The 26,723-nt window shown below is 62.6% G+C and carries 16 protein-coding genes and 1 tRNA gene; 7 read left to right on the top strand and 10 right to left on the bottom strand.

What is annotated here, in order from left to right:
• Positions 1-148: 148 nt before the first annotated feature.
• Positions 149-3,619: an HD domain-containing phosphohydrolase gene (locus tag AC01YT_RS10060; RefSeq protein WP_476675087.1), complete on the top strand. Its 3,471-nt coding sequence runs from the start codon at positions 149-151 to the stop codon at positions 3,617-3,619.
• 73 nt (positions 3,620-3,692) lie between these two features.
• Here the strand turns inward: AC01YT_RS10060 and AC01YT_RS10055 are convergent, their stop codons facing one another.
• Together AC01YT_RS10055 and AC01YT_RS10050 are read right to left on the bottom strand one after the other, a co-directional pair.
• Complete coding sequence (locus AC01YT_RS10055) at positions 3,693-5,087, bottom strand: hypothetical protein (protein ID WP_476675085.1); 1,395 nt, start codon at positions 5,085-5,087, stop codon at positions 3,693-3,695.
• Positions 5,062-5,637 (bottom strand): hypothetical protein, encoded by a 576-nt coding sequence (locus AC01YT_RS10050; RefSeq protein WP_476675083.1) that lies wholly within the window; start codon positions 5,635-5,637, stop codon positions 5,062-5,064. The genes AC01YT_RS10055 and AC01YT_RS10050 overlap by 26 nt, the downstream gene beginning before the upstream one ends.
• Positions 5,638-5,802: 165 nt before the next feature.
• Here AC01YT_RS10050 and AC01YT_RS10045 point away from each other — a divergent pair, with 165 nt between their 5' ends.
• On the top strand, positions 5,803-6,816 hold the full coding sequence (locus AC01YT_RS10045; RefSeq protein WP_476675081.1) for a DUF1848 domain-containing protein: 1,014 nt from the start codon (positions 5,803-5,805) through the stop codon (positions 6,814-6,816).
• A gap of 43 nt (positions 6,817-6,859) precedes the next feature.
• Here AC01YT_RS10045 and AC01YT_RS10040 read toward each other — a convergent pair whose 3' ends face one another.
• The gene (locus AC01YT_RS10040) at positions 6,860-9,691 is read right to left on the bottom strand and encodes a winged helix-turn-helix domain-containing protein (protein ID WP_476675079.1); all 2,832 of its coding nucleotides are present in this window, start codon (positions 9,689-9,691) and stop codon (positions 6,860-6,862) included.
• A gap of 204 nt (positions 9,692-9,895) precedes the next feature.
• Here AC01YT_RS10040 and AC01YT_RS10035 point away from each other — a divergent pair, with 204 nt between their 5' ends.
• Positions 9,896-13,006, top strand: coding sequence for an HD domain-containing phosphohydrolase (locus AC01YT_RS10035; RefSeq protein WP_476675077.1), 3,111 nt, complete (start codon positions 9,896-9,898; stop codon positions 13,004-13,006).
• Between the two features lie 5 nt (positions 13,007-13,011).
• Here the strand turns inward: AC01YT_RS10035 and AC01YT_RS10030 are convergent, their stop codons facing one another.
• From AC01YT_RS10030 to AC01YT_RS10000, 7 genes are all read right to left on the bottom strand, one after another.
• Positions 13,012-13,620 (bottom strand): HD-GYP domain-containing protein, encoded by a 609-nt coding sequence (locus AC01YT_RS10030; RefSeq protein ID WP_315624997.1) that lies wholly within the window; start codon positions 13,618-13,620, stop codon positions 13,012-13,014.
• Positions 13,621-13,690: 70 nt separating this feature from the next.
• On the bottom strand, positions 13,691-15,070 hold the full coding sequence (locus tag AC01YT_RS10025; RefSeq protein WP_476675075.1) for a glycerate kinase type-2 family protein: 1,380 nt from the start codon (positions 15,068-15,070) through the stop codon (positions 13,691-13,693).
• The gene (locus AC01YT_RS10020; protein ID WP_476675073.1) at positions 15,045-18,293 is read right to left on the bottom strand and encodes a diguanylate cyclase; all 3,249 of its coding nucleotides are present in this window, start codon (positions 18,291-18,293) and stop codon (positions 15,045-15,047) included. The genes AC01YT_RS10025 and AC01YT_RS10020 overlap by 26 nt, the downstream gene beginning before the upstream one ends.
• On the bottom strand, positions 18,290-19,441 hold the full coding sequence (locus tag AC01YT_RS10015; RefSeq protein ID WP_476675071.1) for an ABC transporter substrate-binding protein: 1,152 nt from the start codon (positions 19,439-19,441) through the stop codon (positions 18,290-18,292). The genes AC01YT_RS10020 and AC01YT_RS10015 overlap by 4 nt, the downstream gene beginning before the upstream one ends.
• Positions 19,442-19,656: 215 nt before the next feature.
• A complete protein-coding gene (locus AC01YT_RS10010) occupies positions 19,657-21,783 on the bottom strand; it encodes a heavy metal translocating P-type ATPase (protein ID WP_476675108.1) in 2,127 nt (708 codons plus the stop codon).
• 35 nt (positions 21,784-21,818) lie between these two features.
• Complete coding sequence (locus tag AC01YT_RS10005) at positions 21,819-22,109, bottom strand: zinc ribbon domain-containing protein (protein WP_476675106.1); 291 nt, start codon at positions 22,107-22,109, stop codon at positions 21,819-21,821.
• A gap of 93 nt (positions 22,110-22,202) precedes the next feature.
• Positions 22,203-22,397 (bottom strand): YHS domain-containing protein, encoded by a 195-nt coding sequence (locus AC01YT_RS10000; RefSeq protein WP_476675069.1) that lies wholly within the window; start codon positions 22,395-22,397, stop codon positions 22,203-22,205.
• Positions 22,398-23,000: 603 nt separating this feature from the next.
• On the opposite strand from AC01YT_RS10000, the gene AC01YT_RS09995 reads away from it, so the two are divergent.
• The 4 genes from AC01YT_RS09995 (at position 23,001) to AC01YT_RS09980 (ending at position 26,591) form a co-directional block, all read left to right on the top strand.
• Positions 23,001-24,212 carry an LCP family protein gene (locus tag AC01YT_RS09995; protein WP_476675067.1) on the top strand — a complete coding sequence of 404 codons (1,212 nt, stop codon included), beginning with the start codon at positions 23,001-23,003 and terminating at the stop codon, positions 24,210-24,212.
• 17 nt (positions 24,213-24,229) lie between these two features.
• Entirely contained in the window at positions 24,230-25,477 is a 1,248-nt protein-coding gene (gene hutI / locus AC01YT_RS09990) for an imidazolonepropionase (protein WP_476675065.1), read from the top strand.
• Positions 25,478-25,531: 54 nt separating this feature from the next.
• A tRNA-Leu gene (locus AC01YT_RS09985) sits at positions 25,532-25,617 on the top strand.
• A 56-nt stretch (positions 25,618-25,673) separates the two neighbouring features.
• Positions 25,674-26,591 (top strand): tyrosine-type recombinase/integrase, encoded by a 918-nt coding sequence (locus tag AC01YT_RS09980; protein WP_476675063.1) that lies wholly within the window; start codon positions 25,674-25,676, stop codon positions 26,589-26,591.
• Positions 26,592-26,723 lie beyond the last annotated feature (132 nt).

Here is a 26,723-nt window from a genome sequence, read left to right as displayed (position 1 = left end):
GAGAATTACAAATGAAATGGTGATTGTCTGGTCAATGCAAGCGAGCGGGTGTGGTTTTTAATGGTGTTTTAGAATTGCCCGGCGTTTTGGCAACGGATCGAATCCTGTTACTCAGGCGCCGGGTGTAGAGAGGGGAAAAGGGCCCGGCATGCGTTGGGTGGGAAGTCTGCGTTTCCGTTTGGTCATTTTAGTCCTGATGGGCGCTCTGCCCCTCATCGGCCTGGGGCTCGTCGGCGTGGCCCAAAGCCGTGCAGAAGCCATGCAACAAACCAGCCAGATGGCGCTCAACCTGGCGCAGTTAGCCGCTACGTCCCAAGAAGCCATCATCAATCAGGGGCGCGAGACCCTGATGTTGGTGGCGCGGATGACAGCGGTGCAAAACCTGGACCGTGTCGCCTGCAATACGCTCTTACGCGAACTCTACTACGCCCATCCCGCTTACGATTTGGTGGGGGTGACCGATACCGAGGGCAATCTGGTGTGCGCCTCCATCCCGTATGGGCAGGCGGTGAATTACAGCGACCGCGATTGGTTTCAAGCCACCCTGCGGAGCGGTGGATTCACCGTTGGCACCTTTGTGATTGGACGAATCACCGGTTTGCCGGCCCTGCCCCTGGCTTTTCCGCTCAAAACCGCTGATCAAGGCACCCGCGGCGTGGTCTTCCTGACTATTAACGCGCGCTATCTGATCAACCTACTGGCTAACTTGGATTTACCCACTGCCACCACCGTGACCGTGTTGGATAGGAACGGCACCGTCTTGGCGCGTTACCCGCAGGATGTGGTTATGTTTGGCCGCTCGTTGGCGGATCGCCCCCTGGTGCAGCGGGGCATGGTCCAACTCCGCCCCGGCGTTAGCGAAGACATTGGATTAGATGGGATCAGGCGCCTTTACGGTTACACCCCGCTTACCGCGGCAAACGAGGTGTGGGGCTTTCTATATGTGGGTATCCCGGTTGCAGTGGCTTACGCCGGGGTCAACCGTACCCTGAATGCCCTGCTCTGGCTGATGGTAGGGGCCACGTTGCTGACGATGATCCTGGCCTGGGTGTGGGGGGAGTGGCTGGTCACGCGGCGGGTACACCACATCTTGAGCGCCTTGCGCCGCCTGATCGGGGGAGATCTGACCGCGCGTACGGGGCTAAAGACCAGCACCGACGAAGTGGATCGCATTGGGCAGGCCGTTGACACCCTGGCGGATGCCCTGGAGCAACGCGAGGCCCTGCGTCAGCAGGCGGAGGCGGCTCTGCGCGAGAGCGAGGCGCGCTTCCGCCGCCTGGCCGAGAACGCGCCGGATCTCATCTACCGCTACCGGGTGTGGCCGGAACCGGGGTTTGAGTACATTAGCCCGGCTGCCACAACCATTGTGGGGTACACCCCGGAAGAACACTACCGTGATCCGAACCTGGGGCTGCGGCTGGTGCACCCTGAAGATCGTCCACTGTTGGAAAAAATCGCCCGTGGTGATATACCCCCCGGTGCACCACTGGAACTACGCTGGATTCATAAGGACGGGCATATCGTGTGGGTTGAGCAGCGCAACGTCCCGGTCTTTGATGCCGAAGGCCGCCTGATTGCCATTGAGGGCATCGGACGGGATGTGACGGCGCGCAGAGAGGCGGAAGAAGCCCTGCGCGAGGCGCATCGAGCGCTGGAACGTGCTCAAGCCATCGCGCACCTGGGCTCGTGGGCCTTTGATTTGGTCACCAATCGCTTGACCTGGTCCGACGAGATGTATCGTATTCTAGACCTGGATCCTCATCTCGAACCCTCGTATCTGGCATTCATGGCATGTGTGCATCCCGACGACCAGGTCCAGGTGGAGCAAGCGTGGCAAGCCGGGCTGGCCGGTCAGCCCTCCACCCTGGAATTTCGCCTCATCCTGGGTGACCGCATCAAATGGGTAGAGGAGCGGATTGAGATCGAACGCGACGCCAACGGGGTGCCGCTGCGCCTGGTGGGCTACACCCAGGACATCACACTGCGCAAAGCGGCTGAACATCAGATTCAAACTCAGTTGGAGATCCTGCGCGCGCTTTATGAGGGAGCACAACGCCTGGCGAGCAGTCCCAACCTGGGCGATGTCGCCACCGCCGCGGCGCGGGCCTGCGTGGAGCTCTTCGGCTTGCAGGTGGCCTGGGTGGGCTTGGCCGAGAACGATGGGCGGGTGCGCCTGCTCAGCCAGTATCCCCCTGACCACCCTTACCCCCGCAGCATCCGCCTGCGCTGGGATGAGACCCCGGAAGGGATGGGGCCGGTGGGGCGGGCGATCCGCAGTGGGCAGCCCCAAATCACCCCCGACCATGCCAGCGACCCGCGTTTTATGCCCTGGCGCGAGGTGGCCCTCAGCCTGGGGCTGCGCAGCAGCGTCGCCCTGCCGCTGATCAACCGCGGGCGGGTGCTGGGCGCGCTGGCGCTCTACAGCGACCGCGTCAACTTCTTTGATGACGAGCACCTAGCCCCTCTGCAAACCTTTGCCCATCAGGTCGCCGCTGCGTTGGAAAATGCCCATCTCTATGAAGAAGCCCATCGGCGTCTGGAACGGGTGCAGGCGTTGCGGCGGATTGATATGGCTATCACCTCCAGCCTGGATCTGCGCCTGACGCTGGAAGTCGCGCTGGATGAGATCATGGAGCAACTGCAGGTGGATGCGGCGTGCGTGCTGCTGCACGACCCGCGCACCAGCACCCTGGATTATTTCCTGGGGCGCGGTTTCCGCACCCCGGCCTTGCAGTACACGCATCTGATGTGGGGAAAGGGGCTGGCCGGGCGGGCGGCGCAAGAACGGCGGCTGATTCACATCCCCGATCTCAGCGCGCGCCCGGATCTCTTCCTCAACTCGCCCGATTTCGCCGCCGAGGGGTTTGTGGTTTATTACGCCGTGCCGCTGATCGCTGAGGGACAGGTGAAGGGGGTGTTGGAACTGTTCCAGCGGCAAGCGGTCGAACGGGATGACGAGTGGCGCGAGTTTTTGGAGGTACTGGCCGGGCAGTTGGGCATTGCCATTCACAATGCCACCCTGCTGGCCAACTTGCAACAGACCACCCAGGCGCTCTTGCGCGCCTACGATGCCACCATTGAGGGCTGGTCGTATGCCCTTGACCTGCGGGATAAGGAAACCGAGGGGCACACCCAGCGGGTGACCGAGCTTGCCCTGCGTCTGGCGCGCGCGCTGGGCCTCGGCGGCGAGGCCCTGGTGCACCTCCGCCGTGGCGCCCTGCTCCATGACATTGGCAAGATGGGCGTGCCTGATCGCATCCTACACAAGCCCGGGCCGCTCACGGAGGAGGAATGGGCGCTGATGCGCCAACACCCGGTGTTGGCCTACGAGATGCTGTCGCGGGTCGAGTACTTACGGCCGGCGCTGGATATTCCGTACTGCCACCACGAGAAATGGGATGGGACGGGGTATCCGCGCGGGTTGAAGGGGGAGGAGATTCCGCTGGCGGCGCGCATCTTTGCCGTGGTGGACGTGTGGGATGCGCTGACCAGCGACCGGCCCTACCGCGGGGCGTGGACACGGGAGCAGGCCATTGCCTACCTGCGCGAGCAGGCGGGGAAGCATTTTGATCCCCACATCGTCGAGATCTTCCTGCGCGAGGTGCTGGGAGAGGAATGAACCACGAGGTGCCCATGAGGTGCGCTATCTGGTGGTAGGGGGAGACGTCATTGCCCTGCGCGGTTTCCTGCGGTTATATCAAATCCTCATTCTCTTCAATTTCCCCTAACATAAAATACCCCGCCACGAACGCCGCAGCATTCACCCCCAGCAGGGTGCGGTTGATAGAGGTTCTTAAGTGCCAATTCAGATCATGCGGGGTAGCCAGGTAAATGGCCAACAATCCCAGTAGGTAAAGTCCAGCCGTCAGTAAGGCTACGTGTGCCGCCGAGGGTAACGCACGCCGTTGTAGAATCAGCCCAGTCACGATAAATAGAAGAACCAGGATACCCCCGTACAGGTAAGGATAAGCCATACGCAGGATGGTCTCTAATGACCCATCGCCCAAGCGGGTCAGCAGTCTCGCTACACTCCCCGCACTGCCGAGTTGTAAGTCATTGTTTAACCCCCATAGCGCCTTTTTTACGTTCCACAACCCCATCGGCACGGCCATCAGCCCGACATAGATCCAAGTCGCTTTTGGCGTGAGAGCCTCTAACCAACGTCTTACCCGGCCGAATTTTCTTCCCCGCCAAGCCGCGATTCCCCAGGCGATCAGAGAGACCAGGGAGGCAAGGTTGCCCTCATTCTTAATGTGGGGAAGCAAAGCCAAGGCGGTAAACCCGAGAAGAAAATCGAGGTCATCTTCGGAGTGCAGCGCTCGCCCGATAAAAAGCAACGCCAGCGCCAGGTAAAGCGCCAAGTGGGCGTCCATATAACCGTTCCAGAGCCACCCCCCCAAGCTGAACGGCAAGACCGTCAGCAGGAAGAGAAACGCGATTCGCTGACGCGCCAGGGCAAACAACCCCAGGAAGGCCGGCCCCAGCGCCAGCCATAGTGCCGCCTTAGGCAGGTACTCGTTCCAGTAGCCGCGCAGGGTGGTCAGTTGTGCTGCCAAGGTCGGGATCAGGTTGGGGTAATCGGGGTGCGAAAAGACCAAGGAAGGGTGCTGCAGCCCGGTTTCCGGCCCCAACGCCCCGGCGACGTAGATCATACGGGCATGGAAAAACCAGATGGAACGCGCGTCCCAGTCTTGCAATGGTTGGGTGAGGATGGGGACGGCGTAGAGCAGGGTCAAAAGGCCTGGCCCGATCCAGGCCAGGCTCGACCCCAGGGCCAGGTTCCCCGCCCGCCTGGCGCGCGCAAGCGTCACCCCCAGGTGCACCAGTCCGACCCCGGCCAGGGCTGCGCTTATCCCCATGGCCAGGCCCAGGTTGTGCACCAGCAGTACCAGGGCGTAATTCAGCAGCAGGCCGCTGAGCCAGGCCAACGCCAGCAGGGGCAAGAGGGCAATGCAGCCATCCCGGCGCACCAGGCGCCGCCACAAGGGTGCCAGGCCCACCCAACCCAAGCCTATCAGTGCCAGCACCCAGCCGGCCAGATAAAGCAGGGTTAGGATGAGATCAAGGGCAATGTGCCAACGCGACATGTTCCCTCTGAGCCATCAGGGTGCATCCGGCGGGTAGGGTTTCGCTTTGGTGCAGGTACAGCCAGTACGGTGAGGTCCTTTCCAGCCGCCGCGGCCAGGTGATCTCGATGATGCGCTGCTGAAATAATGCATTGTCCATCAATGCGGGGGAGAGACGATAGGTGGTTGCACCCGCTTCGGCCAGCAATTCGGCGGTCTGACGGGCTTCTTGAGGCACGGCGTCTAACCCGCTCCCAGGTGTATTGACGACAATGACCAGATCTCTAGTATCCATGGCCAGATTGAGCGTGCTGTCGCGCAAGGCTGCCCAGGTATCCACCACCCCGGTGGTCAGCAAAAGCACAGCAGCTAGCGCGGCCACCAGTGGGGGGAGCAGCCGGCGGCGCATGAGCACCAGCCAGACAGCCAGCCCCAGGAAAAGCACCGCTAGCACCTTGGACCCATAGCGTAGGTGCAACAGCAACCAGCCGCCCCACAGCGCCAGGGGCAATCCCAGGCGGTGCCAGGAGCGGGTGAGCGGCCTCTGAGACGAGGAGGGTTCAGACGACATGGGTGAGACCTTCAAACAGGTGTGGGCTCAGCAAGCCCGTGCAAGGCAATTATACCGGAGAGCGCTGGAAAACATCCTTGTGCCCTGTGCGAGGGCCGCAGATAGGCGCGTCTTGCTCCCCAGGCCGACCGCAGGCCAGTATAATTCATTTCCGGTGGGCCGCTCGTGAGCCCAAGCCCGCCGGCCCTAGCCCCGCCGGAGGTTACTATGATCCTCAGCGCCAGCCGCCGTACCGATATCCCAGCCTTCTACACGCCCTGGTTCATCCATCGCGTGCGCGCCGGGTATTGCACCGTCCCCAATCCTTTCAACCGCCGCCAGGTGAGTTACGTCTCACTGCGGCCCGCGGAGGTGGATGTCATCGTCTTTTGGACGCGCAATCCTGCCCCGCTCATCCCTTATCTAGATGAACTGGATGAACGGGGTTTGCGCTATTACTTTCAATACACGGTGCTGGATAACCCGCGCGCCCTCGATCCCAAGTCGCCACCGTTGCCGGCAGCCTTGAACACCTTCCGCCGCCTGGCCGAAAAAATTGGGCCGCAGAAGGTGATCTGGCGTTACGACCCCATCATCTTCACCCCTCACACGGATGTGGCGTTCCACCGCGACGCCTTTACCCGCATTGCCGCGGCCCTGTGTGGATACACCTGCCGCGTGGTGATCAGCATTCTGGATCGCTACCCCAAGGCCGCCAAGCGCCTGGCCGCGCTCGAGCCCCACGGCTACCCACTCGATGAAGAGGTCATCCAGACCCCCGCTTTCGAGCACCTGATGCGCGATTTGGTCGCCATCGCCGCTCAGCACGAGATGGAGATCGTCAGTTGTGCCGAAGATCTCGACCTGACGCCCTACGGCGTGCGCCCGGGCAAGTGCGTGGATGATGATTACATCCGCCGTGTGTTCGGTATTGAAGTAACTCACACGAAGGACTCCCACCAGCGCGAGGCGTGCGGCTGTGTGGTCAGCAAGGATATCGGGGCCTATGACACCTGTCTTTTCGGCTGTCAGTACTGTTACGCCACCCGCAGTTTTGATCGCGCCCGCCAACAGCACGCCGCGCACAACCCCAAATCGCCCTCGCTGATCGGGTGGGATGAGACGCCGCCACCCGCCACGTCGGAGCCCGCTCCGACGGGGGAGCGACACAGTATGGAGCGCGCGCTTGATTCGTCCTGAGCCCTGCCTTCGACACCAGCCTGCGGTTACCCCCGCAATCTGCTCATGTCAGCAACCCCAGATCCCGCGCACGGGCAACAGCTTGGGTGCGTGTGCGCACACCCAGCTTCAAGAAGATGTTGTTGAGGTGTCGTTTAACCGTGTTGAGCGCCAGGCACAGGGCCAGGGCAATTTCGCCGTTGGAGTAACCCTGGGCTACCAGGCGCAGGATTTCACGTTCACGCGGGGTCAGGACTTCAGCGATGCCGTGGTCGGCCACGGCCGGCTGCGGTGCGGGCAGGGGGGATTCAAGCGGGGTGGAGCGGTGGGTGAAGGACGCCATCAGATGGCGGACGAACGCCGCGCTAGGCAGTACCCGGGCGGGCTGACGGCGCAGGGAGGCCAGGGCCTGACCCAACAACGGCAGTAGTGACGGCCCTTCATCCAAGAAGGGGCGGCGGAATCCCGCCGGTTCGGCCAGGGCCAGCGCGCAGCGCAAGGCGGTGAGGGCGGCCTTGCGTTCACCGCGGCGTTCGAGCGTCAGGGCACGCAGCAGATGGGCTTCGATTTGGGCTTCGACAAAATCGGCCTGTTCCAGGCGCGGCACCAGGGCTTCCAGCAGGTGCGCGGCTTGCTCCAGCCAGGCGGTTTCGCCCTGAGCCTGAGCCAGCACGAGCAACAGGCGCGCTAGTGTGAGGCGGATGTAAATCTCCAGCAGGGGTGGTTCAGCGGTGGCGGCCGGGTTGAGGCCATCCGGGCCCAACCAGCCCTCGCGTTGCGCCCACTCCCAGGCCGGCAGCCATTCCCCGCGCAGCAAACCCAGGCGCAGGCGATAGAGATGGACGATACGGTCATCCAGCTCGCTCTGCGTCAGATGAATCATGGCGTGCGCCTGCTCCAGTGCGTCTTGCGCCCCTTCCAGATCGCCCAGGCTCTGGCGCAGGTGGGCCAGGTGCAGGTAGCCCTCGAGGGCAATTGAGGTGGGCAGCCAGGGCTGGACCAGGTCTAACCCCCGCGCCAGGTAGGTCTGCGCGGCGGTTAATGCGTTACGCTTGAGCAAGATCTCGCCGATTTCGATGTGCAAGTCACCGCGAAAGCCCAGCGGGTCATGCGCCAGGTTGGCGGTGAGCGCCAGGGCGTGCTCGAATGTTTCCAGCGCCTGGCTCAACCGCCCGCGCGCGGCCTGCACCTCGCCCAGGTGGCAATGCGCCATCATCAGCAGCATCCAGTTGCCGCTGGCCTGGGCCAGGGCAATGGCGTCGTTGAAAGCGGCCTCGGCTTGAGGAAAAGCGGCATTCAGAGCATGTTGTAAAGCCTGGTTAAATGCCACGTAACTGCGCGAGAAGGTATCCTCGGGGGGTAAGCCGTCCAGCGCGCGGCGAGCTAGGGCAAGGGCGCGCTCGCCCTCCCCACCCAGCGCCGCGATCAGGGATTGCACCGCCCAGACTTGCCCCGCGAGGGGCGTGTCCTGGGGGGCAACCCCGGTTTCCAACAGGTGGTGCTCGGCGCGGCTAGCCCACCGCGCGGCGCTCTCCAGATCCAGTGTCAGGGCCAGGCAGGTGGCATAGAGCAATGCCAGGCGCGGCTCGCTCGCCAAAGTATCCTCGGGGAGGCCGCGTAAGGTTTGCAACAGGAAAGGCAAATGGCCACTCTTGAGCAGCTCTTCCCCGTGACGGGTGAGCAGGGATGCCACTAACGTCGGATCCTCGGCTGCCAGCGCGTGGCGGATGGCGGCCAGAGGGTCGCCACGGTCCTCCAGCCAGGCGGCAGCCTGGCGGTGGAGCCCGGCGCGGGTGGCTGGTGGGTAAGTCTCCTGCAGGCGGCGGCGCAGGGCGGCGGCGAAGAGCGGGTGATAGCGGTAGCAGCGCCCCTCGGCATCCAGGGGTTGGAGGAAGAGATTGGCGTGCTCCAGGCGGTGCAGCAGCGCCTGGGCCTCGGCCTCGGTCATGGGTGGGGGGCTGACGGCAGCGCACAAGGGCGCGGTCAGGGTATCCAGGATCGCCGTGTGCAGCAGGAAGGCCTGAGTCTCGGCGGGCTGGTTCGCCAGTACCTCTTCCAATAAGTAATCCACCACGTAGTCCTCACCGCCGGGCAAGGGCGGGGTCGCGGCCGCGGGTGAGCGGCGGCCCAACGCCAGTAACTGTAAGCCGGCAATCCAGCCCTCGCTGCGCTGATACCAGGGCTCGACCTCGGCTTCGCTCAGGGACAGACCCATGACCTGGGTGAGAAAGGCGTGGGTCTCATGGCGGTCCAAACGCAGGTCTGCCGCGCGCAGTTCGGTCAGGCGGCCGCGCCCGCGCCAGCGCGCTAGGGGAAAGGGGGGATCATGGCGGGTTGCGATCAACAAGTGCAGGTGCGGCGGCAGGTCTTCGATCCAGGTTGCCAGAGCGTGGTGGAGCGCCGGGTTGGTCAGGAGGTGATAATCGTCCAGCACCACCGCCAGGGGGGTGCTCAGGGTTTCGAGGGCGTTGGTCACCGCAATGAAAGCCGCTTCGAAGGTAGCATCGGGACTGGGGTAGATCCACATTTCGGCAGCGGGGGGCAGGTCAGGCAGCCCGGCCTGGCGCAAGGCTTCTAGCAGGTAGCGCAGGAAGAGCGACGGATTGTTATCCTCGGCATCCAGGGTGAGCCAGGCCAAGGCATGCGGCCAGGTGCTCGCCCATTCGGCCAACAGAGTGGTCTTGCCGAAGCCCGGTGGGGCGGAGAGCAACACCAGCCCCTGCTGCAAGCCGGTGTGGATGTGTGCGACCAGGTGCGGGCGGGGCAGGCGCGCGTGACGTAAATAGGGTGGGCGCAGTTTGGCGCGGCGCAGCGGGATAATCCGGGCGAGGGGTGGGGGTGGGTCATCGCCGCCTGCTGCCGTCGAATGAACATCACCTGAAAAGCGATAGCGCATGAAGCAGCCTTTTCCACGACGTCCAGTGCGGGTCTTTCGTTCTTAGTATAGCACCGCGCGCGGCCCCGAGAACGCCTTGTCCGCCGTTGAGAAATATGGCATACTTATATTAATTGATCATCCTTTGCCGTCGCGCGGGGATTGACGCATCATCCCAGGCAGTTCCTTTACCCTTCTCTCCCCTGACTCTCACCCCACCGCTAGATGAAAAAGCCTCGCTGGTCTGGACGCCTCTTCGTCAGTTTGCGCTCCCAAATTCTAGCGCTGGTGCTGCTGGCCACCCTGCCGCTGGCCCTGTTGGCGCTGGTTGACGCTTGGGAACAACGTGAAGCCGCGCTGACCCAGGCGCGTCAGACGGCGATCAACCTGGCCCGCCTGGGCAGCGAGAGCCAGTTGCGCGTGGTTACTACTGCACGTGACCTGCTGCGCACCCTGGCCATGGTGGAGACGGTGCGTACCGACGCGGCCGCCTGCAACGCCCTGCTGCAACGTCTCTTCGCCGATCGCCGCGAGTATTCCCTGGTCGGGGTGACCGATGCCCAGGGTAACCTGCGCTGTGCCTCCCTCACCCCCGGCAGGCCGGTTAACTACGCCGACCGCGATTGGTTCCAAAAGGTGCTCCAAACCCATAATGCCGCCGTCGGGCGGTTTGTCATCGGGCGGATCAGCGGGCGCCCGGTGCTGCCTTTGGCTTATCCCCTGCTCACCCCTCAGAACACGGTGGAGGGGGTGCTCTTCCTGGGCATTGACTTGGAGCCAGTGAGTGGGGTCTTCGCCTCCCTCGACCTGCCGCCCCAGTCCACTGTGATGCTGATTGACTCCGCGGGCACGGTGCTGGCCCGCTACCCGCTGGAAAGCTCGGCCTGGCTGGGCAAAAACGTGGCCGACCGGCCCTTGATTCAAACCGTGCTGGCGGCGGGCGGTAGCGATTACGCCGAAAGCGTCGACCTGGATGGCGTGCGCCGCATTTATGGCTTCACCCCGCTGCGCCTGGATGGCGAACTCTGGGGTTATTTGCTGGTGGGGTTGAAAGAGGAAGAAGTCTACCGGCCAGTGGTGCAGATATTCCAGACCAGCTTGCTGCGGGGCGGGTTGTTGATGCTGCTGGCGCTGGTGGGAACCTGGTTGTTCAGCGAACGCCTGGTGTTGCGGCGCGTGGCGCACCTAGTGACGGCTGTGCGCCAGCTGGCCGCGGGGGATTTCACCGCCCGCGTCGACCTGCCCGCCGGCGGTGATGAGATCGGCTACCTGGCCCGCGTCTTCAATGAGATGACCATGGCCCTGGTCGAGCGGGAACGCGCGCGTCAGGAGGCCCTGGCGGCGCTGCAAGAACGTGAAGCCACCCTGCGCCGCGCTCAGGCGGTGGCCCATGTGGGATCATGGGTGTACGAGGTGGCTTCACGTCGCCTGGAATGGTCGGAAGAGACCTACCGCATCTTCGGACTGCCCCCGCAGGCCGCGGTGGACGAAACCACTTTCTTTAACCTCGTCCACCCCGAAGACCGCGCCCGTGCCGAAACCGCCTGGCGGAACGCCTTGGCTGGCGCGCCGTATGCCCTGGAGTTGCGCATTCGGGTGGGGGATGAGGTGCGCTGGATTTACGAACGTGCTGAGGTGGAGCGCGATGCCCACGGCCAACCCCTGCGGGTGCTGGGTGTCACCCAGGACATCACCGCGCTGAAACAGGCCCAGTTACAGGTGGAGCAGCAGATGAAAAACCTGTCTGCCCTCTACGCCGGGGCACGCCAACTGGCGCTCAGCCTGGATCTGGACGAGGTGGCTCAAAGCGTGGTGCGGGCTGCGGTGGAGGTCTTTGGCGCCCGCCTGGCCTGGGTCGGGTTGGCGGAACTGGATGGCCGCGTGCGCGTGGTGGCATGGTATCCTTCGGATTCTCCTTACATTGCCACCCTGGAGGTGCGCTGGGATGAAACCCCGGCCGGGATGGGCCCGACCGGGCGCGCCATCCGCAGCGGCCAGCCTTACGTGGTGGAGGATATCGCGACCGCCCCTGAAATGAGCATCTGGCGGGAGGCGGCGCGGGTACGCGGGTTCGTCACCAGCGCTGCCTTTCCGCTGGCCACGCGGGGTCATTTCGTCGGCGCGCTGAACGTTTACAGCGAGCAGCCCGGCTTCTTCAACCCCGAACGCCGCAACCTCTTCCAGGCCTTCGCGCACCAGGCGGCTGCGGCATTAGAAAATGCCCGCCTGTTCGCGGAGACTAACCGCCGCCTGGCGCGGATCCAAGCCCTGCGGCGGATAGACCTGGCCATCACCAGCAGCCTCGATCCGCGGGTGACCTTTAACGTAGCTCTGGATGAGATCACCACCCAACTGGGCGTGGATGCCGCCTGTATCCTGCTCTTAGATCCCCACACCCGCATGCTGGATTTTGCCGCTGGGCGCGGTTTCCGCACCCCGGCTTTGCGCCAGACCCATCTGGCCTGGGGACAGGGCTATGCCGGGCGCGCCGCCGCTGAACGGCGTATCCTACGCATTGATAACCTGAACGCGCACAAGACCGATTTCCTGCGCTCGCCTCACTTTGCTGCCGAGGGTTTTATCACTTACTTCGCCGTGCCGCTGATCGCCGAGGGACAGGTGAAGGGGGTGTTGGAACTGTTCCACCGCGCTCCGCTGGAGGTGGACGTCGAATGGCAGGAATTTCTGGAGATCCTGGCCGGTCAACTGGCCCTGGCGGTGGAAAACATCCGCCTCTTCCGCGATTTGCAAGAGAGTAATCAGGCTCTGCTCCAGGCCTACGATGCCACCATTGAGGGCTGGTCGTATGCCCTTGACCTGCGGGATAAGGAAACCGAGGGGCACACCCAGCGGGTGACCGAGCTTGCCCTGCGTCTGGCGCGCGCGCTGGGCCTCGGCGGCGAGGCCCTGGTGCACCTCCGCCGTGGCGCCCTGCTCCATGACATTGGCAAGATGGGCGTGCCTGATCGCATCCTACACAAGCCCGGGCCGCTCACGGAGGAGGAATGGGCGCTGATGCGCCAACACCCGGTGTTGGCCTACGAGATGCTGTCGCGGGTCGAGTACTTACGGCCGGCGCTGGATATTCCGTACTGCCACCACGAGAAATGGGATGGGACGGGGTATCCGCGCGGGTTGAAGGGGGAGGAGATTCCGCTGGCGGCGCGCATCTTTGCCGTGGTGGACGTGTGGGATGCGCTGACCAGCGACCGGCCCTACCGCGGGGCGTGGACACGGGAGCAGGCCATTGCCTACCTGCGCGAGCAGGCGGGGAAGCATTTTGATCCCCACATCGTCGAGATCTTCCTGCGCGAGGTGCTGGGAGAGACAGCGTAGCCCGGTCAATCCGCCGGTTGCGGAACCGAGGCAGCCGCCAAATCGCGTCCGTTGCGGCGCAGTACCTCCCAGAAGGCATCCACCACCTGCGGGTCAAACTGTCGCCCGCGGTTAGTCAGAATATACGACCAGGTCGCCTCTTCACTCCACGCCGCGCGATAAGGGCGATTGGAACGCAGGGCGTTCCAGACATCCACAATGGCAAAGATGCGCGCGGTCAGAGGGATGGCTTCGCCGGCCAGGCCGAAGGGATAGCCGCTGCCATCCCACTTTTCGTGGTGGTAAAGGGCGACCTCCAGGGCCGGGTGCAGTTCGGGCAGGGGAGCGAAGAAATCGTAGGCATAGAGCGGATGACGGCGCATGATGCGCCATTCCTCGGCGGTGAGCGGGCCAGGTTTGTAGAGAATGCTGCGGGGAATGGCTAACTTACCGATGTCGTGGAGCAAGGCACCACGGCGCAGGTGGCGCAAGGACTCCCCACGCAGGCCCAATTTTCGCCCCAGCCAGGTGGCCAGCTGGCTGGCAACCTGGCTATGCCAGGAGGTTTCCTGAATCTCCTGCTCCATCAGGCGAACCCAATAGTTGACCCATTGATCGAGGCGACGCGCGTTCATGCACAGTCCAGGGCGAGAAAAATCTACCCCTGGTATGTGCAAGTCCTATGCCAGAACAGAAGAAAGAGGGTCAGAAGGCGAAGAGGAAAGCCAAGTCGTTGACGTTGGTCTGGGTGGGGCCGGTGATGAGCAGGTCTTCCAGCGCCGCGAAGAAGGTATAAGAATCGTTGCGCGCCAGGTAATCGTAAGGGTCAAGCCCCCGCGCTTGTGCCCGTGCCAGGGTTGTGCCGCTGACGGCGGCGCCGGCAGCCTCGGTTGGACCATCCCCGCCATCCGTGGCGAGGGTGAGCAGCACCACCTCCTCCAGGCCGGCCAAGTCGGCCACGGCGCCGAGCGCCATTTCCTGATTGCGCCCGCCGCGTCCATTGCCGCGCAGAGTCACCGTGGTCTCTCCGCCGGTAATCAGGCAGGCCGGGCGGGGGAGCGGGTCACCGCTGGCGGCGATCTGGCGCGCCAGGGCAGCCAGGAAACGCCCGGCCTGACTGGCCTCACCCTGCAGATACGTGGTCAGCAACAGGGTCTGGAAGCCTTCGGCCTGAGCCTGCGCCTGTGCGGCCTGCGCCGCCTGCAGGTTATTGCCCACGATGAGGTTCTGCACCTGCTCAAAGCGCGGGTCGCCGGGCTTGAGCGTCTCGGGGCGCTCACCGGCCAAACCGCGTCGTAGATGATCCAGGATCGCCGCGGGCGCCTGCGCGGTCAGGCCATAACGTTCCAGGATGGCCAGCGCCTCGGCGTAGGTGGTTGGGTCGGGAACGGTTGGTCCGGAGGCAATCACGTCCAATGGGTCGCCAACCACGTCCGAGAGGATGAGTGCCAACAAATGGGCCGGCGCCGTCAGGCGGGCCAGGCCGCCACCCTTGACCCGGTCGAGGTGCTTGCGCAGGGCGTTGATCTCGTTGATCGTGGCGCCGCAGGCCAGCAAGGCTGCCGTCAAGCGCTGCAGGTCATCCAGGGTGATACCGGGTGCCGGTGCGGTGAGCAGGGCTGACCCCCCGCCGGAGAGGACGAGAATGACTAAGTCCTCGCCGTTGCAGGTCGCCAGGCGTTCCAGCAGAGCCTGGGTAGCCGCCACGCCCTGAGCATCGGGTAAGGGGTGGCCGGCCTCGTACACGTCCACCCCCCGCGCGCGCAGGCGCTCGGCTTGCGCGCCACCATGGCCGTATTTGGTGATCACCAGCCCGCCGCTGAGGTCATCGCCGAGCAGGTCGGCTACTGCCCCGGCCATGGGGACGGCGGCTTTGCCCGCCCCCACCAGCCAGAGGTGGCGCAAACGGGGCAGGTTGTAGGTTTGGCCGCCGGCGCTGAGGGTATCGCCCTCACGGTGCATATGGCGTCGCACCGCCTGAGCCGGCTCGACGGCTTGTAATGCCGCACCCAGAACGCGCAACACCGCCTGAGCACGGGCGTCACCCAGGGCGCGCAGGCTATGAGGAAGGTGATGCAGTGCCATCGTCGTCCGCCTCACCCTCCCACAAGACGGCGCGGTTGCGGCCGCTTTCTTTGGCGCGGTAGAGGGCCGCATCTACCCGCATCAACCACTGGTTGAGGTCGGGGTGGTCGCGATCAAAGGCGACTACACCCAGCGAGAGTGTGATCTGGATAGAATGCTCACCACCGTTGAAGGGCGGATTGGCCACGGCCTGGCGCAGGCGCTCGGCCACTCCCAGCGCGGCTTCGGCATCGGCTTCGGGGAGCACCATCAGGAACTCTTCGCCGCCGTAGCGCCCCAAGACATCGAAATCGCGCAGCTGGCGGCGGCAGCGCTGGGCCAGGTCGTGCAATACCTCATCCCCTACCAGGTGGCCGTACGTGTCGTTCACCAATTTGAAATGATCAATATCGGCCAAGATCATCGCCAACGGGCGCCGGTAGCGCCGCGCGCGTTCGATTTCGCGTTCGGCTAATTGGAGCGCGTAGCGGCGATTATAGACCTGGGTCAATTCATCGGTGATGGCGAGGTGCTTCTCGCGTTCGTAGAGGCGAACGTTGTGAATGGCGATAGCGGCCTGGTCGGCAAAGGCTTTCAGCAGGTCAAGGTCTTCCGAGGTAAACGCATGGGTCTCGCGGGTGCAATCGAGGGTGATCACACCCACTGGTTGTTCGTGCAGGTACATCGGAGCGGCGATGGCGGAGCGCACCTGGCGCATTTCTTCGATCTCACCGTCATAACGCACCACTGGGTCAGCGCGGGCATCCGGAATCAAAATGGGGCGACCTTCGCGCAGGGCTTTGGCAGCGTAGCCAGCCTCGCGTGGGAAGCGCAGCGCATAAATGCGCGGGTCGGTATAGCCATAGAGGGCTTCGATCACCAATTCCCCGCTCTGAGGATCAAGCAAGAGGACGCTGCCGCGGTCGGCAGCCGGAATGGCCTCCGTGGCGGCCTCGAGTACCCGCAGCAGCAGGGGCTTGAGTTCCAACGAGGCGGTCAGCGCGGCATTGACCTTGGCCAGGGCTTCGGCGCGGCGGCGCAGGCGTCGTTCGTTGTCCAGGATGCGCGCATTGCGGATAGCGATGGCGGCCTGGATGGCAAACAGATTGAGCAGGTTGACCTCTTCCTGGCTGAAGGTGCGTTCCTTATAAGTAACGACGCTGAGTACCCCCAGGAATTCATCCCCCCACTGCACCGGCAGGCCGATGACGGCATGGACCTGAGACTCTTGCGGCAGGTGGGTCAGACGCCCTTCCCAATGGCGATAATTGGTGATGAGGATCGGTTCGCGGCTCTGCAAGACACGCCCTGAGAGGCTCTCGCCGCGGCGGATGATCAACCCTAGCGGCAAGGCATGCTCACCCAGGCTGACCACGCGCACCAGGTAGTCATGAGCGGGTTCGTAGAGGTAGAATCCACCAGCATCGGCGTTCACGATTTTCACCGCATGTTGCACCAAGGATTGAAGCAGGCTGTTTAAGTCCAGGTGTGTGGTAAGTTCCAGCGTGGCCTGGCGTAGAGTTTCCAATTGTTGTTTCTGGCGCTGCAAACGCTCCTGGGAAACATTGCGCTCGTTAAGGCTGAGCAAGAGTTCCCGATTCAGGCGGCGCAATTCCTGGGTGCGCTGGTGGATCCGTTCTTCCAGATCGGCATGAGCCTGGCGCAAGGCTTCCTCAGCACGGCGGCGCTCGGCTAATTCCTGGCGCAGTTGTTCGTACAAGGTGAGGGTCTGCATGGCGTGGGCCAGTTGATCACCCAGCATTGCCAGCCAGCGCTGCTCGGCTTCGGACCAGGCATCGGGGGTAGAGGCTTTCACCCGCAGCAGGCCGAGCCTGTCCTCGCGCCCCTGGAGCACGATCATGGCATGCGCACCTTCAATGTAGACCCGCGGCGCCGTTGCCGCCTGCCAGTGTTGGACATTGGGCGCAGTGGGAGGAAGGGCCTCGTCTGTGGCAGGGGAGTCAGGAGCGCATCGGGATGCCGTCAGGGTCAGCCCACCCTGGGCATCCCGCACGAAGATATACGCCGCCTGCGTGCGAGGAAAGAGCGTGAAGAGGGTGTTCAGCGTGGCGGCATAGACGCTTTCTCGGTCTTCGCAGGCGTTGAGCAGCGTTGCCAGCTGGTAGAGGTGGGTTAATGCCTCGGACTGGCGAGTCAGGGCGGCTTGTTGAGCCTGCAAAGTCTGCGCCATGGTGTTGAAGGCCTGTGCCACCTGACGCAGTTCCTCCGGGCGTTGGAGATTCAAGCGGTGCTCCAGTCGCCCGGCGCTGAGCGCCAGCACGCCCTGGCGTAGGTGCTCCAACGGGATTAAGATCTGGCGGCGCAGGTGGGCATCGGCACCGAGCGAGAGCAGCGCGCCCAGGAGCAAGGTACTACCGCCCAGGATGCTCAGGCTGAGCAAAGTGCCAGCGTGCACCTCGTGGCCGGGAACCTCGGATACCACCACCCAGTCACTATCGGGGATGGACAGCACCGTGCGCTCCACCCACCACCCCGCCGCGTCCAGGTTCCATTCCAGGTGCTGGGGCTGGCCGGCAGCCGGAAGCACAGCCAGCACTTCTGGCGGCAGAACCGCGCCGCGCAAAACCACCTCGGGATCCGGGTGGGCCAGGATGCGCCCGGCGCGATCGGCCAAATAAATCACACCGCTGCGGCCGAGGGAGGTAGTGCGCACCCGCTCCCATAGTGGTTCAAGCGAAATCTGCGCCGCCACCACCCGCCCTTCCACTGCGGGCATGGCCAGGAGCAGGTAAGGTTTACCCTGAGGTGAAACCTGGAAGGGGCTCAGGTAGGTGCGCCCGGCGCGCGCTTCGGCCAGCCAGCGCGCCTGGGGCAGGGTCACCAGTTGTATGGTCGGGGTGGCGGCACGGCTCAGGGAGAGGATGACCTGATTGTCCGGCCCAATCACCTGCACCAAATCGTAATCTGGATAGAGATCGAAGAGCCGCTCGGCTTGCTGAGGATGTTGGCTGGCTTCATCTAGACCAAGCAGGGCGAAGGCTTGCAGGTTGTTTTTGGTTTGTTGCAGGTAGGCCTGAACGCTTACGGCCAGGTTGTGGGCGACCTCGGTCTGGCGCTCATGCCAAGAACGGCTCTCGTTTTGGTAAATCAGGGTGGTGGTAGCAAGAAGGATGAACGCCAGGCTGAGCAAAATCAGCCCCCGCAGCAGACGTTGGAAGGTGCGGCGTAACGAAGCCGGCGCTCGAGAGGGCGCAGGAGAGGGGGGCCGAGGCGTGGACATCATGGTGGGGTGGGCGACGGAATCATTTCAGGAGAGGGCGTACGCAGGCGCACAAATTGCTCCCACATGCGATTATACGCCATTTCGGCCTCGGGGCTGAGGGGCAGGATCAATTCGGCGTTGGTCAGCGCCTCGGCAGGCGGGAAAACGAGCACCTGCACGTCGGGGTCAAGTTTTACCTGCGCCCAGGAGGTCTCATTGGCGGTCGCCCACAGGCTCTGGGCGGTGATTTGGGCGGCCACCTCGGGACGCAGGAGGTAATCCAACAGGCGCAGCGCGGCTTCGGGGCTGCGGGCCGAGCGCGGGAGGACGAAATGATCCATCCAGAGGATGCTTCCTTCGGCGGGCAAGGCATAGACCAAGTCCGGAATCTCGCGACGGGCCAGCAGATAATCCCCGACCCAAGCCACCGCGACCTGCGCCCGGCCGGAGCGGAAGGCTTCAGCCAAGGCTTCGGGTCGGTAGGGGGCAGGCGGGAGCGTTTGCCAGGCATTGAGTTTAGCCGCAACCAGGTTGAGGGCTTGCAAATCCTCGCTACTGGCCGAATAGCCCAACGATTTCAAGGTCAGGCCGATGACCGTGCGTGGATCATCCCAGAGGAAAACGCCGCCGGCATAAGGTTCACCCCATAGATCTGCCCACTGTTGGGGGGACGAAGTCGCATAAGCCGGGTGATAAACGATTCCCGTGGTGCCCCAGGAATATGGCACGCTGTGGCGGTTGGCGGGGTCAATCACCAGGTCGCGGAAGGCCGGGGCGATGTGGCGGAAATTGGGCACCTGGGTCAGGTCGAGCGTAAGCAGGCGCTCGGCGCGGATCAGCCCTGGTACCTTATCATTGGCCACAATTGCCAGGTCGCATGTTTCCCCTTCCAGGATGCGGCGATAGGCTTCCTCGTCGGAGTAGTAGTAGCGCAGTTCCACCGGGATGCCTGTCTCGGCGGTGAAGCCCTGCAAGATTTCTGGCGTGATGTCGTTCTCCCAATCCAGCACCACCAGCGGCAGGGCCTCAGGGAAAGTTGAAGCTGCGGCTTGAGGGGGAAGCGGGACACACCCAACGCTTAACAGGGCCAACGCCACCAACCAGGTCAGCCAGCGGTAGATAGGCGTTTTTCGAACCGGGGCAAGGATACAGGCAGGCTCGTCGTTCACAATGCACTCCCCCGAAGCGGACGGCGACGAGGCAAAGACGCGCAACAAAGATTGGGATTGCTCTGATTATAGCAAAAATCCATCCGGGCGGGAACGGGTGGGGCTTAACAAAAGTGAAAAAAACAATTTGGGTTTGGGCATGGTTATTGCACGGTACATAAATAGATAACCACACCTCGCGGGTAGGGTAACCTTGACCCGTGAAAATCGGTCTCTTAAAGCACCCCGATGTGACGTAGCCGTTGGGCGTTGAGGGCAACGATGAGCGTGCTCAATGACATCAGCAAGGCCGCCAGGGCAGGAGATAGGAAAAGGTGCCAGGGCGCCAAGACCCCCGCCGCCAAAGGCAGCGCGACAACGTTGTAACCCGTAGCCCATATTAAGTTCTCGATCATCTTGCGATAACTGGCACGACTCAGGGTTATTGCCTTGACGACATCCAAGGGGTTGTTTTGCACCAGGATGATCCCGGCAGACTCGATGGCCACATCGGTACCCGCACCGATGGCAATACCGACATCCGCGCGCACCAGGGCCGGGGCATCATTGACCCCATCGCCAACCATCGCCACGCGTTTGCCTTGGGTTTGCAAATCAACGATCTTCCGTTCTTTATCCTCGGGCAGAACCTCGGCGTAAAACCGATCAACACCCACTTCTTCTGCCACCGCTTTAGCTACGGCAAAGCTATCGCCTGTAAGCATGGCTACTTCAATGCCCATTTGATGGAGCCGCTGCACAGCCTCTCGGCTCTGAGGGCGAATCACATCTGCCACTGCAAAGGCGGCCCACACCTGTGATTCCGTGCAAAGATAAACCACCGTCCGGGCCTTGGTTTCTTCTGCGCGGGTAAATGCAGCCAGGTCGTCCGGTAAATCAAGATGAAGCATTTCCAGCAGATTCGGACCGCCCACATAAACCGCTTTGCCCTGGTGAATAGCGCGCACGCCGCGGCCTTTCAGGGCCTCAAACTCGGTTACCTTGGGTATATCGAGGCCCTGTTGGTATGCCGCATGACGCAGGGCCTGGGCGATCAAATGTTCTGAGTCGCTTTCCACTGCCGCGGCCAACGCTAAGGCATTGGTCTCATCCATACCCGCCACGGTCTTGATACCGACGATGCCAAATGTCCCCTCGGTCAAGGTTCCGGTTTTGTCAAAGACCACCACATCCACCTCGCGCGCTTTCTCTAACGCCAGACGATCACGAATCAAGATGCCATTGCGGGCGCCAAGCGTGGTTGTAATGGCAACGACCAGGGGGACCGCCAGGCCCAATGCATGCGGACAGGCAATGACCAGGACGGAGACAACGCGCTTCAGGACGTCAATGTTGAATCCAACGGCCAGGCTCCAAACCACAGCCGTTGCTATGGCCATGCCTAACGCAATATAAAATAACCATCCAGCGGCTTTGTCAGCAAGCACCTGAGTGGACGATTTTGAGCGCTGGGCTTGTTCTACCAGGCGCATCACTCCGGCCAATGTTGTCTGTTCGCCGACGGCTGTCACTCGAACGCGGAGACTGCCCTCACTGTTCACTGTACCGGCAATCACCTTATCCCCGAGTCTCTTTTTAACCGGTCGAGACTCCCCCGTCAACATGGATTCGTCAACGCTGGATTCTCCCGCTACCACTTCGCCATCGGCCGGAATACGGGCCCCTGGGCGCACCAACACCACATCCCCCGGGCGCAGTGCCGAGACTGGGATGATCTCAGTGTTCTCTCCGACACCCATGCGCTCCGCCGTATCGGGTAAGAGACGGGCCAGTTCGGTCAAGGCCCCTGAGGCCTGACGAATTGAGCGCATCTCCAACCAGTGCCCAAGTAGCATAATATCAATCAAGGTGACCAATTCCCAGAAGAATCCCTCATCGATATGCGTGACCTGAGCCAAGGTACTATAGACGAAGGCGACCACTATGGCCAAAGAGATGAGCATCATCATCCCGGGTCGCCGGTTGCGTAGTTCCGGCACTGCCATGCGCAGGAACGGAACACCGCCATAAACGAAAACGACCGCCGCGAAAGCCAGTGGGATCCATCTGCTTGCGGGAAACTCCGGCATTTGGAATCCTAACCACCGCTGAAGCATAGGGCTATACAAAAGCACCGGGATAGAGAGAATCAGGCTGCCCCAAAAACGGCGTCGAAACAGTTGCTCGTGGCCGTGGTGATCCACACCCTGAGCAGAGGGTTTATGGTGCATATGCCCTCGGCCGGTCGGGTGTCCTTGCGCAGGGACAGGCGCTATAGGCTCCGGCTCAGGAACGGGTTTCTCTTCATGAGAGTGGTGATGGTGCTCCATCCTACGTATGATCTCTGACCTGCCAATCTGCATTTGAACAAGCGCGCCGACCCCATCGTGATGGGTAGCTAGACCGATTGTTGTTGGGCCTCCCCAAGGGGTGAACCACAATAGACACAATGCCTCCAGCCGGGGTCAACTGCTTGACCACAGGCCGGGCACCGGGTTGATCGAAGACTCATGCCACACCCAGGGCAAAATGCATACTCAGGGTGAAGTGGAAAGCCGCAATGAGCACACCGGTGAGGGTCGGAACCGTGTGTCTCAGCTTGCGGTTCACTCGCTGTAAGAGTGGCGCCGCGACGTTCCTCATGACCAGCACTCTGATGACCCTGATGCCCAGAGTGGCCGGTTACCATGTGCATTAACATACACCCGCACATCTTAATCCTCTCTTTACGCCTGCCTCGCCTTCCTCATGGATGAAGCACTGACCATCTCAGGGCGAAGCGTCAATGGGAACCGTGAGAATGGGGGTCGTGCTGGGTTGGACCGAGATATTTTTCGGGGGCGCGCTCAAAGGCTTGTTTACAGCCCCGTGAACAGAAGTAATAGGTCACCCCTTTATACTCATACGTATCAGCGGCCTTAGAAGGGTCCACCGACATACCACATACCGGGTCTTTAGAAACGGCAGGGGTATTCATGATCTCAGCTCCTTTCAGAAACACGATCCTATCATTATCTTGTTCCTTACTAAGGATACCCGAAAACCGGAGAGACTCTAAGCGCCAAAGTCCGTATCCCGATATAGGTGTAATGGCGTATATGTTCTGATTTAGCGCGGAACTTTTTGCCTCCGTTCAACGTATTAATGGTTGAATCAGGTCGCCCTTACAAATCTGTCAAGCCCTGCGCAGGTGAGCTAACCAAGGTGTTAAGCCGCGGCGGATGGTCGTTAATTAAAATGGGTGTAACCTGCGATACCGAAGCGGGTTTAACCCTACAAAGGTGGTCGGTTGCGTTGTGGTGCGGAAGGGGAAGAAGGAGGTCAGAATGGCGTTCATTGTTTATGCGGTGGTTGCGTTGGTTGGGATTGTGTTCCTGGGGTGCAGCCTGCTCGGTTTACGCTCGTCGGAGTAGGCACGCGCTGTGGGTAAGGCTAATCGCCCCTGGATGGTCGTTATCCGTCCCCGGCGACGCCGTTAGCCGAGGGTGGAGAACTATGTCACCTTGTGCAGAGCAGTGGGTCGCCCGGGCGGCCCACTGCAGCTTTTCCTTGGGTACGGCTGTGCTATAATGCCAGCAGGATGGCTGAGGCTCAGGCACGAGTCATGCGCACCGGCTGGCGGAGGTTTGTCCGCGGGTTAAGCGGGCTGATCCTGCTCGCGCTGACCGCCTGCGCCCGCCTGCCGGGCACACCGACCACCACCCCTTCCCTTGCTGCGCTAACGCCCAGCGCCACCGCCACCCCCTCCCCCGCACCTACTTCGCTCACCTTTCCCACCCCGCAGGCCACGGCTATCCTGCCCATCCCCTCACCACTAGCGGTAAACCTGCCAGACGAGGTGCGCACGCTGGTGCTCTTGGGCAGCGATGCCCCCGCCCCCTACCCGGGGCGCACGGATGCGATAATGTTGGCGTTTTACCACCCGCGCCTGGGGCGCGCCAGCTTGCTTTCTGTCCCCCCCGATCTCTACGTCTATCTACCGGGATTCACCCTGCAACGCCTGAATGTGGCGTATGCCCTGGGCGGCTGGCCGTTGCTGGCCGATACGCTGGCTTACAACCTGGGCGTGCGCCCGCAGGACTACGTCCTGGTGCACCTGCCCGATTTCGTCTACCTGATTGATGACCTGGGCGGGCTGGAACTGACGATCCTCTCACCTCCACCGCCGATGTGCGGCGATATCCCCTTGGGCACCTACCTGCTCAGCGGCGATCAGGTGTTGTGCTACCTGCGCGTGCGCGAGGGGGAAGGCGAGATTGAGCGCAATGCCCGCCAGCAACAGGTGCTGGAGGCGCTCTTCCTGCGCCTGGTGCAGGGGGGTAACCTGGTGCGCCTGCCGGACCTCTACCGCACCTACCGCAACAGTGTGGAGACCACGTTGGGGTTGGAGGATCTACTTACCGCCATCCCCCTGGCGCTACGCCTGGGTGATCCGGGCCACCTGGGATTTTTCCGCTTTTCGCCTCAGGCGCTGACCCCCTATCTACGCTCAGAGCAACCGCGGGTCAGCGTCTTCCTGCCCAATCGCACGGCGTTTCAAGCCGAGATTCAGGATGCCATTAATTATGTCCTGACGCCGGTGCCGTTCTCCGCACGCGTGCTGACCCTGGAATACGAACTGACCATCTCGCCGACGCCGACATTGACCCCCACGCCCACCCAAACGCCCACCGTCACCCTGACCTCCACCTCCAGCCCGACCCTTGTGACCACACCGACGCCCTCGCCCACGCCCAGTCTCAGCCCCACCCCCTCGCTCACCGTGACATCCACCCTGACCCCCACCCCCTGATTCGCGGAGGTAACCCCATGCTCATCCATTCAGCTAGCCAGTTGTTGACCCTTGCCGGTGGTCCCCAGCGCGGGCACGAATTAGGCCGCCTGGGGCTGATCGAGGACGGCGCCGTGCTGGTGCGCGGGGGGTTGATCGAGGCCGTCGGTCCCAGCGCCATCCTGCGCGCCGCCTATCCTAACGAAGACCTCTGGGATGCCGGTGGGCGCGTGGTCATCCCCGGCTTTGTGGATCCGCACACCCACCTAGTCTGGGCCGGCGACCGCGCTCAGGAATTCGAGTGGCGTACCCAGGGCAAGACCTATACCGAAATTGCGTCCGCGGGCGGGGGCATTCTGGCCACGGTGCGCGCTACCCGCGAGGCTTCCCTGGAAACGTTGATCGAACAAGCTCGCCAGCGGGCCTGGACGATGCTGCGCCACGGCACCACCACCGCCGAGGCTAAGACCGGTTATGGCCTGACGCTCGAATCCGAACTGCGCCTGCTCGAGGCCATCCTGCAACTGAATCAGGAGGGCCCGCTGGAACTAGTGCCGACCTACCTGGCTGCGCACGATGTGCCGCCCGAGTTCCGCCACGATCCTCAGGCTTATGTGGATCAACTCTGCACCGAGATGCTGCCCGCGGTGCGGCAGTGGTGGCAAACCCACGCTCCGGGGCGCCCGTTGCCGTTTGTGGATGTCTTCTGCGAGCGCATAGCCTTTGATTTAGCCCAATCGCGTCAGATCCTGGTGCGGGCGCGGGAATTGGGCTTTGGGCTGAAAATCCACGCCGATGAGTTCGAAAGCCTGGGCGGGGCACGCCTGGCGGTGGAACTGGGGGCGACCTCTGCCGATCACCTGGTCAAGACCCCCCCGGAGGATATTCAGGCCCTGGCCGCCAGTGATACGGTCGCGGTTGCACTGCCCTGCACACCCTTTGGCCTGGCACAGCCCGAGTACACCCCGGCACGGGAGATTCTGGATGCCGGGGGACTGCTGGCGTTGGCCACCGATCTCAACCCCGGTACGGCCTGGTGCGAGAGTATGCCCTTCGTCATTGCCCTGGCCTGCCGCTACCTCAAACTCACCCCGGCCGAAGCTATTGCCGCTGCCACCATCAACGCTGCCGCAGCCATTGGCGCCGCCGACCGCCTCGGCTCGCTGGAGCCGGGCAAGCAGGCCGACTTAATCGTCCTGGATGTGCCGGATTACCGCCACCTGGGCTATCGCTTCGGCACCAATCCGGTGCGGCGGGTGATGAAACGGGGGCGCTGGGTGGTTTAGCCGCGCCGCGGACGCTTGACGCAGGGACAGCTTGGGGTAAAATCTAAGATGTAAGGGGCGGTGGCGGAACAGGCAGACGCAGTGGACTTAAAATCCACCGGTGCGGGAGCACCTTGAGGGTTCGAGTCCCTCCCGCCCTACCTGTGGGGGTGCGTCATCCGAATAACGGCATATGTGGCGGGTAAAAGGAGAAACTATGACCCGCCAAACAGTCGTAGAGCAACGGACTTTTTATCCAACTCTGGCAATCGCCGCAGAAGCCTTTATCACCGATTGCCGCATTCGCAATCTCTCCCCCGCAACGGTGGAGTTCTACCGCAAGAAACTAAGCCGCTTCATTGCCTTTGCCGAAGCCCAACAGGCCAAAGGCCTCGAACAGGTGGACGCCGCCCTGTTGCGCCGCTTCTTCCTGTGGCTTGAGGAAAACGGCAACAATCCGGGTGGGCGTCATGCTTACTTCCGTACCCTGCGCGCTTTCTTCCGCTGGATGGAGAACGAATACGAAGACTGCGCCTCACCGCTCCGCCGCCTGAGGCCCCCAAAAGTGGACAACGCCCCCATCGAAGGCGTTAGTATCAGCGAAGTTCAAGCCCTGCTGAACACCTGTGACCGCAGCATCACCGGCATTCGTGATAAGGCTATCCTGCTTGTGCTTTTGGACACCGGCGCTCGTGCAAGCGAATTGCTGGGCATGGAATGGGCAGATGTCGACCTGGTCACCGGGAGGGTTATTATCCGCAAGGGCAAAGGGGGCAAGTTCCGCCTTGTCTTTTTGAGCCGGCTTGCCCGGCAAGCCTTGCGGCAGTATGCCAAATTGCGGATGGGCGAAAACGGCGCCGTTTTCGTCAGCAAGTCGGGCGAACGCCTGACCTATGGCGGCTTGCGCGCCATCCTCACCCGCCGGGCGAAACTGGCCGGCTTGAGACAGGTTCCCTCTCCGCACGACTTCCGGCGCGCCTGCGCCCTGGCCATGCTCCGCAACGGCGCAGACATTTTGAGCGTGAGCCGCCTGCTTGGGCACTCCAGCCTTGAGGTGACCAAAAGATACCTGGCTCAAACAGAAGCAGACCTGGAACAGGCGCACCGCCTGGCCTCACCAGTAGACCGCCTGTAAGCCTTCAAAAACGCGCAAGAAGCCCCCTTTCTTGCTTCAAAGGTCATTTATACCTTCAGGCGCGGAAAAGCCGCTCTACGGGCTTCCTAGCGCGTCCTAGGGGTATTCGCCGCCGTTGTCCTCATCCACAAC

The sequence above is a fragment of the Thermanaerothrix sp. genome, assembly GCF_056331585.1.
The sequence above is the reverse complement of the archived record's forward strand: the minus strand, read 5'-3'. Positions and strand labels throughout refer to the sequence as shown.

What these genes read in the sequence shown, in the direction of transcription:
- AC01YT_RS10060 (WP_476675087.1), top strand. Translation starts at nt 149, where the DNA reads ATGCGTTGGGTGGGAAGTCTGCGTTTCCGTTTGGTCATTTTAGTCCTG.
- AC01YT_RS10055 (WP_476675085.1), bottom strand. Translation starts at nt 5,087, where the DNA reads ATGTCGCGTTGGCACATTGCCCTTGATCTCATCCTAACCCTGCTTTAT.
- AC01YT_RS10050 (WP_476675083.1), bottom strand. Translation starts at nt 5,637, where the DNA reads ATGTCGTCTGAACCCTCCTCGTCTCAGAGGCCGCTCACCCGCTCCTGG.
- AC01YT_RS10040 (WP_476675079.1), bottom strand. Translation starts at nt 9,691, where the DNA reads ATGCGCTATCGCTTTTCAGGTGATGTTCATTCGACGGCAGCAGGCGGC.
- AC01YT_RS10035 (WP_476675077.1), top strand. Translation starts at nt 9,896, where the DNA reads ATGAAAAAGCCTCGCTGGTCTGGACGCCTCTTCGTCAGTTTGCGCTCC.
- AC01YT_RS10030 (WP_315624997.1), bottom strand. Translation starts at nt 13,620, where the DNA reads ATGAACGCGCGTCGCCTCGATCAATGGGTCAACTATTGGGTTCGCCTG.
- AC01YT_RS10025 (WP_476675075.1), bottom strand. Translation starts at nt 15,070, where the DNA reads ATGGCACTGCATCACCTTCCTCATAGCCTGCGCGCCCTGGGTGACGCC.
- AC01YT_RS10020 (WP_476675073.1), bottom strand. Translation starts at nt 18,293, where the DNA reads ATGATGTCCACGCCTCGGCCCCCCTCTCCTGCGCCCTCTCGAGCGCCG.
- AC01YT_RS10010 (WP_476675108.1), bottom strand. Translation starts at nt 21,783, where the DNA reads ATGCAGATTGGCAGGTCAGAGATCATACGTAGGATGGAGCACCATCAC.
- AC01YT_RS10005 (WP_476675106.1), bottom strand. Translation starts at nt 22,109, where the DNA reads ATGGTAACCGGCCACTCTGGGCATCAGGGTCATCAGAGTGCTGGTCAT.
- AC01YT_RS10000 (WP_476675069.1), bottom strand. Translation starts at nt 22,397, where the DNA reads ATGAATACCCCTGCCGTTTCTAAAGACCCGGTATGTGGTATGTCGGTG.
- AC01YT_RS09995 (WP_476675067.1), top strand. Translation starts at nt 23,001, where the DNA reads ATGGCTGAGGCTCAGGCACGAGTCATGCGCACCGGCTGGCGGAGGTTT.
- hutI (WP_476675065.1), top strand. Translation starts at nt 24,230, where the DNA reads ATGCTCATCCATTCAGCTAGCCAGTTGTTGACCCTTGCCGGTGGTCCC.
- AC01YT_RS09980 (WP_476675063.1), top strand. Translation starts at nt 25,674, where the DNA reads ATGACCCGCCAAACAGTCGTAGAGCAACGGACTTTTTATCCAACTCTG.